This is a genomic window from Rothia sp. HMSC069C04, assembly GCF_001812895.1.
In the GTDB taxonomy this organism is placed as follows: Bacteria; Actinomycetota; Actinomycetes; order Actinomycetales; family Micrococcaceae; genus Rothia.
In genome coordinates, this window is the sequence record NZ_KV810738.1 from 1 (window position 1) to 7,781 (window position 7,781).

Here is a 7,781-nt window from a genome sequence, read left to right on the forward strand (position 1 = left end):
CCGCCAGCCGCCGTAGCAGCCGCCCCCGCCCACGAGAGGCGACCAATGCGCGCCGGGAACGCTGAACGAATCGAGAAAAGGAACGGCACCAGCACACACGCAAACACGATGGAGAGAGTATCGACCGTCGAGGAGAAAATACGGTCCTTCGGCATAATCCCCGCGGGGAACGCCAGCGTGAAGGCGCTATGGGTCGCAATCAGTGCGCCCAGCACCTGGAAAACGATGGCTGCAATGAGGGCAGCGCGCTTGCGCACAATCAGTCCGGAAACCAGCACAATCATCGTAATGGCGCTGGGCAGAGTATGCGTGGAGGGAATATTCAGCAGGTCAGCGGTGACTTCCCACCAGGTGAAGCCGCGACCGCGCCGCAGAGGAGAGATAACCCACGCAAACGTGGTCAGAAGCGCGGCAAAAGAATACACCCCGATAACCACGCGTGCTGATATCTCTGCATACCTAGAAGGAGGCGCGGGCGCCTGCCCTGCTCGTGCTGTACGGCGACGTGAGGTAGTGCGGTGAGACATCATGATCAGCGAGGAATCGGGGTGTAGAGAAGGTAGTAGACCTTAGAGGTTCTGGCTAGGCTTCAGCCTTCGGGTCACGGTAGGTGCCCTCGAAGACATCGGGGATGCCGTTGTCGTCAGCGTCCACGCTTTCCTTCTCAGCCAGGGCACGGTAGTGCTTGTTACGGCGAGACAGGATAGCCGCGCCCACAATGGCAGCCAGAACAGAGCCAACGAGAATCGCAATCTTTGCGTCTTCGGTGTGCGGAGAGCCGTGCGGGAAGGACAGCTCAGCGACCAGCAGGGACACGGTGAAGCCGATACCGCCGGTTGCAGCCAGACCGATCACGTCAATCCATGCGATGTCCGGATCGAGGTTAGCGTTCTTGAAGCGAGTCACGAGCCAGGTGGTGCCGAAAATACCGATGGTTTTACCGGCAACCAGTGCGACCATAATGCCGACCGCCACCGAGTCGGTGAGGGCGCGTCCGAGGCCTTCAAAACCGCCCACAGCCACACCCGCGCTGAAGAATGCGAAAATCGGCACGCAGATGCCGGTAGAGAGGGGACGGAATCGGTGCTCCAGCACCTCTGCAAGACCGTGTTCAGCCTGTGCCGCCTCAGAGCGAGCGGACATCTTCACGGGCACCAGGAAGCCGAGAACCACACCGGAAATGGTCGCGTGAATACCGGACTCGAGGAAGAGCGCCCAGGTGATAATACCCAGGGGCAGAAGTAGCAGCCAGGCAGCCAGCGGCTTCAGGTGCAGCATGGTCTCACCGCGGTAGGCAATGAACGCAAAAAGAGCGAGGGGAATGAGCGCGAAGAGCAGGTACTCGCCGTGGAAGTTATTGGTGTAGAAGATCGCGATAATGCAGATCGCAATCAGGTCATCGACCACTGCCAGGGTCAGCAGGAAGACACGCATCGCCGAGGGGAGGAAAGTACCCACGGCGGCGAGAACAGACACCGCGAACGCAATATCGGTTGCGGTGGGGATCGCCCAGCCGTGCAGAGCGGTGGGGCTGGTGAAGTTCAGCGCCGTGTAGATAATCGCGGGCACTGCCACGCCACCGAAGGCGGCCGCAATCGGCACAATAGCGGTGGAGGGCGACTTGAGGTCACCAATCACGAATTCCTTCTTCAGCTCCAGGCCGGTGAGGAAGAAGAAAACGACGAGCAGACCGTCTGCTGCCCAGGTTCCGATGCTCATCTGCAGGTGGTTGAAGCCGGGGATGACCGGACCAACAACGGTGTCTCGCAGACCAAAGTAGAAGGTGGATGCGGGGGTGTTGGCGAGTACTACTGCCAGCACCGTCGCAATCAGAAGTACGGTACCGCCGACTGATTCTGCACGCAGAATGTCGGCTACGCGGCGTGAGTTGCTATATGAGCCGCGGCTGAGGGTATCTGGGTTGGTGTGAGTCATTCTCTCCTCTTTCTGCCGCGATATTATGCGGCATCTAAGGCTTTTAAGTTTACTCTGCACTGTATGAGTATTCGAGTACCGGCTGGCGGCTTTTAGCTCCTGGACGGTGCACCGCGGTGTGCTTTTATGGCGTATATGCATAAACGTTCCGCCCTCGCCGCGTGGTGCGGTGAGGGCGGAACGTTTTAGTATTTCTGCAGGTATTCTGCGTGGTCGACTAGGTGTCTAGCCGCCTGAACGCAAGATTAGGAACCAGCGATTGCGGGTGCGCCGGACTCCTGACCGTGGTCGTGTGCCAGCTCGCGTGCAACGTAGTTCTCCAGGTCGAAGAGGTTGCCGTTTGCGCGCTTCACGATGGTCACCAGGGTCTCCATGGTTGCAACTTCCTCAACCTGTTCCTTCAGGAACCAGAGGATGAACTGCTCGCCCAGTGCGTAGTTCTCAGCGCGTGCTGCGGAGAACAGGGCCTCGATCTGACCGGTGACAGCCTTCTCCTGTGCCAGGGACATGTCAACGATTTCCTGAACGTTCTCGAAGTCGTTCTTGACAGCGGGAACAGCGGGGATCTCGACCTTGTGGCCGCGGTCCAGCTTGTACTGAACCATCATGAGTGCGTGCTCGCGCTCTTCGAGGGACTGCTGGTAGAAGAACTTAGCCAGCTGGGGAAGGTCCTCACCGTCGAGCCAGATAGCCATGGACAGGTACTGGTGGGATGCAGCGAACTCGTGGCCGATCTGCTCGTTCAGAAGGTCGTAGAAAGACTTAGACATATGGTTTCTCCTTATCTGGTGGTTGCTTTTGGGTGCCGGGATGGCGCGGTGCAACCTGTTGATATTTATCGTAAGGGGTGGGGTGCGCCATGTACAGAGAGAAAAGGCTAATCGGTGAATCAGATAAGGTACCCCTGACATATTGTCACCACAACCCTTAGTGTGGATAGCCTGAATATTTTCTTTGGATTGTGTGGTATTGGGTGTGTTTCCTTGAGATTTCGCGGTTTAACAGGGATAGACAGCGGGTTTAAAAACCACAACCCCTACAGCTCAAGGTAAACATAGAGACACCATGTTGGGTGCCTGCGCACGGGGCTAGAGGGCGCAAAAAAATCTTAAAAATCTCTCGAAAATGCGGCGAAACTGATGTGGTCAGAACCCCGATGCGCCCCCAACCACCTCCGTAAAGGTTGTTCTGCGCGCGCCTTTAAAGAGATAAGGCACGTTCCCAATGGGAATGTGCCTTATCTCTGGTTCTCTCAACTCTCATCCCTCTGTGGGGTGGAGGAGGTTAGTGTGCGGGGTAGTCCCCACGCTGCAGTGCATCAATCGAGATGATGTTTGAGGGGGTGTTGCCGAGGACTGCCTCGCCGATTTCTGCGAGGTGCTCAACCTGCTCGGTGGTGAGGTGGTCGAAAATCTGGCGGCGTACTTCGTTCACGTGGCCGGGTGCGACCTCCTGCACCTTCTGTTCGCCTGCGGGGAGCAGGTGGCAGATGCTGACGCGGCGGTCTTCCGCGCTGAGGGAGCGGCGGACGTAGCCGTCCTTCTCCAGGCGTGCCACAACGCGGGAGAGACGTGCGGGAAGGGTGTTGGTGGTAATTGCCAGCTCGGTCATGGTCAAGGAATTGTCCTTGGACTCGGAGAGCATCGCGAGCACCATGTATTCAACGAAGCTAATGCCGGCTTCGGTCTGTAGCTGGTTTTCCAGCTTGCGGGTGAGGTTGAAAATGATGGAGCTGATAAAGAGCCAGCCTTCTCGCTCCTGGGGGGAGAGCCACTGGATGGAATCGCTGTGTGCGGTATTTTCGGACCGCTGCGCAGACGTGGTTGGTGTGGACACGGGATTGGTTCCTCTTTTATCGGATATGGAGCTCCCTTATTAAGGGGAGATGCGGTGTGTTGGCACCCATTGTAGCGAAAGGTCTTACTCGCAACCTGAAATTGGTACGGTCAAGTAATGGTTGACACTTTGGTGCTAATTTTTTAGAGGGTGCTAGGGTCATCTTTTTGCACGCAGTGACTGCAAAAACCTTGGGCAGGTAGGTGATACACGACATATTTAAAAAGATTTCCGGTACAAGTATAGATGAGAACGTACCAAGAAGCACACTCGTGCATCGAGCCGAATTCCGCGGAATATCAAGGGTTTTAGGGGTGTGAATGAAAATTCTGAGGGGTGCAAAGAGGTTGCCAGGGGTGAAAAATAACGAAACGATAACAAAAATTTTAAGAAAATCACGGTTTTGGCTTTGCAACCGTAATGAAACCGTGTACACTAATTACATAACGGGGTCGAAGGAAGCCTCCGAGGCGAGACCGGAAGCTCGCTTCGATAGGTTCGACTCTCTATTTATCGGTGATTGTCGTCGGTGTACGAGTAACTCGTATTTCTACCGACGGATGTGCGGTGCGGGTGCAGTTCGTGGTTGGGCTGCATTCCGTACCGTATCTTTTTAACTGAAATATCTATCAACTCACTCTAAGAGCATCCAATGATCGGGTGCTCTTTTCTTTTGCCCTCATGTAGGTGCGCCGACAAGGGAGCTGCGGGAGCCGGGGGAGGGCTGTATGAGGCGGTGTGCACATCTGTACCGTGCGGCTGCAGTATTGCTGTGCCGTATCGTGCCGAAATGGTTATCCACAGAGGTTTTCCACAGTGTGGAGAACTTACACGCGTGTGATTTTATGGAGGCGGTATCGAGCTCGCTAAGTGTTAAAAATGAGGGTGCAGCAGGGAAATTCTTGTAATTACAGGCTTCTACGGGTGTTAAAACCGAGGGTAAATTCTTAAACAGAAGGGCTTTTCACCTTTAAATCCGCGGAACTCAAGAATTTCCACACCTGTGGATAACCCTGTGCACTTAATCCACCGCCTCCGGCTAGAAGAAGCGTATAAGGCTGTTCAGAGCCTCTTTTGGGGCTCAATATTTTGGCTAGTAGAGGGAAAAACGCCCCGAACGGAAGTAAAAATTCTGCGGTTTATCCCCCGCGCATCCCCAAAAAGAGGTGTTATCCACAGTAGTTATCCACAGTGTGGAGAACTTACAGCACTGTTATTCACATGAGTGCATACCCAGGTATTTCAATGCAGAATAGGGCACCGAGCCTGAAAATCCTGTTGATACACAGGGTTATCCACAGTTGTGGGGAAAAGTCTCTGCCTAAAATCCACAGGCTCGAGCGTGGTCTTACATAAATGTGACGCTCCCCAATTCGTGAAAAGTAAAGTAAACGCTACGCTGGTAATCTTTAATACGAGCCAAGTTTTCTAATGAAAGGCATCATCATGGCTGAAAAGTACACTCTCCCCGAGCTCCCCTACGACTACGCGGCGCTCGAGCCCCACATCTCCGCAAAGATCATGGAGCTGCACCACGACAAGCACCACGCAGCATACGTTGCAGGCGCTAACGCAGCTCTCGAGCAGCTCGAAGAGGCACGCGAGAACGGTGCATACGGCAACGTCTCCAAGCTCTCCAAGGACCTGGCATTCAACCTGGGTGGCCACACCAACCACTCCATCTTCTGGAACAACCTGTCCCCCGAGGGTGGCGACAAGCCCACCGGCGAGCTGGCAGCAGCAATCGACGAGTTCTTCGGCTCCTTCGACAAGTTCCGCGAGCACTTCACCAACGTTGCACTGACCATTCAGGGCTCTGGCTGGGCAATCCTCGCATGGGACACCGTCGGCAAGCGCCTCATCATCGAGCAGCTCTACGATCAGCAGGGCAACATCTCCGTTGCGCTGATCCCCGTTCTGCAGCTGGATATGTGGGAGCACGCATTCTACCTGGACTACCAGAACGTTAAGGGCGAGTACGTCAAGGCATTCTGGAACATTGTGAACTGGGCTGACGTTCAGGCTCGCTTCGAGCGCGCAGTGTCCCAGACCAAGGGCCTGGTCCTCTAATCTAAGTTTTCGCCAGCGCGGTGACGTAGCCGCGGTGAGATAACTGAAACGGGTGCCCGGCGCCTCCATATTCGGAGGTGCCGGGCACCCGTTTGTTGTATTCAGGTGTTGCCCAGCGGGGTTGGGCGTGGAACCCTAGAGCGCCAGCGTGCGGTACACCAAACCGCGGCGTCCCGAACGTGCTTTTTGCTCTACCAAACCTCGCTGGATTAGCTTGGGTAGCGCGTAACGTACCTGCCGTGTACTCAACTCGGTGTTTTCCGCGATATCAGCGACGGTAGCGGGTCCACGGGTCAAAGCAACGTACACCTGGGATTCCGTGGGGGATAGATTTTCCGGTATCTCAGCACGTTGAGGAGGCGAGGATACCTCCATTATGCTCGTAGGCTGCGTGTTATCGGCAGGGCGGTAGATAATGACGCGTACCTGGATACCCTCATCGATAATATGCGCCTTACGCAACCCGGCATCAACCAGGGCCTGTTGTGCAGCTAGGATACCGCCGCCTTCGCCTTCGATTAGTCGGTGACCGTCGCTGAGACCGTCGCTGAGACGAATATTCTGGCAGATAGCATAGAGCGCCTCGTTTACAGCCGCGGGGCGATGCACGAGGCCTACCTGACTCGGCAGGATACCCCAAAAACCGCCGGGGCTGATGATTTCAATACGGCCGCGTTTGATAAAAATCTGTATAAATTTTCCGGATGCATCCCGTTCATAGCTCCGGTGGACGAGTGCGTTAGCCACGAACTCACGGAGAGCTACCAGGGGGATTTCTGGCTGATCGATGAGCCCCGCACCATTGGGAGCTGTGACGGTGCGGTTCTTGATGTTGCGCATAAACCATGCAAGGGTATCTTCAAGCATGGCGGGAATAGGGCCTTCACTTCGAAAACGGTCATCATTGCGGGCGTTGCCGCTTACAGAAACTATGCCGATAATGCTTGCCCCAGCATAGAATTGTTGCGGGTAATCACCCAGGGCGCATAGCCCGGCTAAGGTCAACTCGTCATGGGCATCAATGACGTTGCGTTTGCGTAGGATCTCCGCGTCGGAGTCATTACGTAGACGCGCTGAGGAAAGACGCACCTGGTGTAGGAAATCCTCGGTGTAGGATTTGTCCAAATCTTCACTGGATGTGTTGGGAATTGATTGTAGGTCATTGTGTGGTTTGTGGCGCTGCGCGTACATTAGACTGAGCGCGTAGCCATCCATTGGGTAGTCGCCGTCTCCGAGTCGCTGGTAGGCTATATTACCTTTGAAACAGGGACGTTCCTGCACCGGCAGACCCGGAACGGTTACGATGAGCAGCTGATGGCCATCCAAAGTTATATCGTCGGTTTCTACTACGATTTTTGGCTTAAGATTTTGAGCAGCATCAATAATCTTTGCCCGCAAATCTTCAACATCATAAACACCTACAGGTGCAAACTCCTGAGATTCGTCGACACCGCATATGATTGTGCCTCCGTCGGGAAGGTTAGCAAAGCTACAGATAGTTTCCGCCACGGAAGAGGGGTAACCCATGTGGGCTGATTTAACCTCTACGGTCAGGCTGTCTCTGCCTAGAAGCCGTAGCTCGTTGAGTGTTTGTGTTAGTTCTTCAGGCGTATACATGTACATATTGTAATTCCTGGAGTGACATTTTGAGCCTCATGCGGGACATTAATTACAAATAAGATGGGTTTTAGTGACAAATATGTAACTATCGAGGATGATTTGTTACATAAATAGTAGGCGGTCTGCGAAGTTGGGTGAATGTGTCCCGACTGCTGCCATGGTGAGTGCCCGGCGCCTCCACATTCGGAGGTGCTGGGCACCCGTTTGTTGTATTCAGAAGTTGCCCGCGGGGTTGGGCGCGGAACCCTAGAGCGCCAGCGTGCGGTCAATGCGGATGCGGCGGCAGAAATCCTCATCATGGCTCACCACAATGAGCGCGC

The 7,781-nt window shown here is 54.8% G+C and carries 5 protein-coding genes and 1 pseudogene; 1 reads left to right on the forward strand and 5 read right to left on the reverse strand.

The window, feature by feature from the left end; genetic code table 11:
• The 4 genes and pseudogenes from HMPREF2879_RS05050 to HMPREF2879_RS05065 all read right to left on the reverse strand — a co-directional run.
• A pseudogene (locus HMPREF2879_RS05050) lies at positions 1-425 on the reverse strand (lysine--tRNA ligase); the annotation flags it as partial.
• A 157-nt stretch (positions 426-582) separates the two neighbouring features.
• Positions 583-1,935: a Na+/H+ antiporter NhaA gene (gene nhaA, locus HMPREF2879_RS05055; protein ID WP_049341966.1), complete on the reverse strand. Its 1,353-nt coding sequence runs from the start codon at positions 1,933-1,935 to the stop codon at positions 583-585.
• Between the two features lie 245 nt (positions 1,936-2,180).
• A complete protein-coding gene (locus HMPREF2879_RS05060) occupies positions 2,181-2,705 on the reverse strand; it encodes a ferritin (protein WP_049341967.1) in 525 nt (174 codons plus the stop codon).
• A 514-nt stretch (positions 2,706-3,219) separates the two neighbouring features.
• A complete protein-coding gene (locus HMPREF2879_RS05065) occupies positions 3,220-3,771 on the reverse strand; it encodes a MarR family winged helix-turn-helix transcriptional regulator (protein WP_049352858.1) in 552 nt (183 codons plus the stop codon).
• 1,446 nt (positions 3,772-5,217) lie between these two features.
• On the opposite strand from HMPREF2879_RS05065, the gene HMPREF2879_RS05070 reads away from it, so the two are divergent.
• Complete coding sequence (locus HMPREF2879_RS05070) at positions 5,218-5,841, forward strand: superoxide dismutase (RefSeq protein WP_005507370.1); 624 nt, start codon at positions 5,218-5,220, stop codon at positions 5,839-5,841.
• Positions 5,842-5,976: 135 nt separating this feature from the next.
• Here HMPREF2879_RS05070 and HMPREF2879_RS05075 read toward each other — a convergent pair whose 3' ends face one another.
• Positions 5,977-7,458 carry an RNA-binding domain-containing protein gene (locus HMPREF2879_RS05075; protein ID WP_070634961.1) on the reverse strand — a complete coding sequence of 494 codons (1,482 nt, stop codon included), beginning with the start codon at positions 7,456-7,458 and terminating at the stop codon, positions 5,977-5,979.
• Positions 7,459-7,781: the final 323 nt, after the last annotated feature.

What these genes read in the sequence shown, in the direction of transcription:
- HMPREF2879_RS05060 (WP_049341967.1), bottom strand. Translation starts at nt 2,705, where the DNA reads ATGTCTAAGTCTTTCTACGACCTTCTGAACGAGCAGATCGGCCACGAG.
- HMPREF2879_RS05075 (WP_070634961.1), bottom strand. Translation starts at nt 7,458, where the DNA reads ATGTATACGCCTGAAGAACTAACACAAACACTCAACGAGCTACGGCTT.
- nhaA (WP_049341966.1), bottom strand. Translation starts at nt 1,935, where the DNA reads ATGACTCACACCAACCCAGATACCCTCAGCCGCGGCTCATATAGCAAC.
- HMPREF2879_RS05070 (WP_005507370.1), top strand. Translation starts at nt 5,218, where the DNA reads ATGGCTGAAAAGTACACTCTCCCCGAGCTCCCCTACGACTACGCGGCG.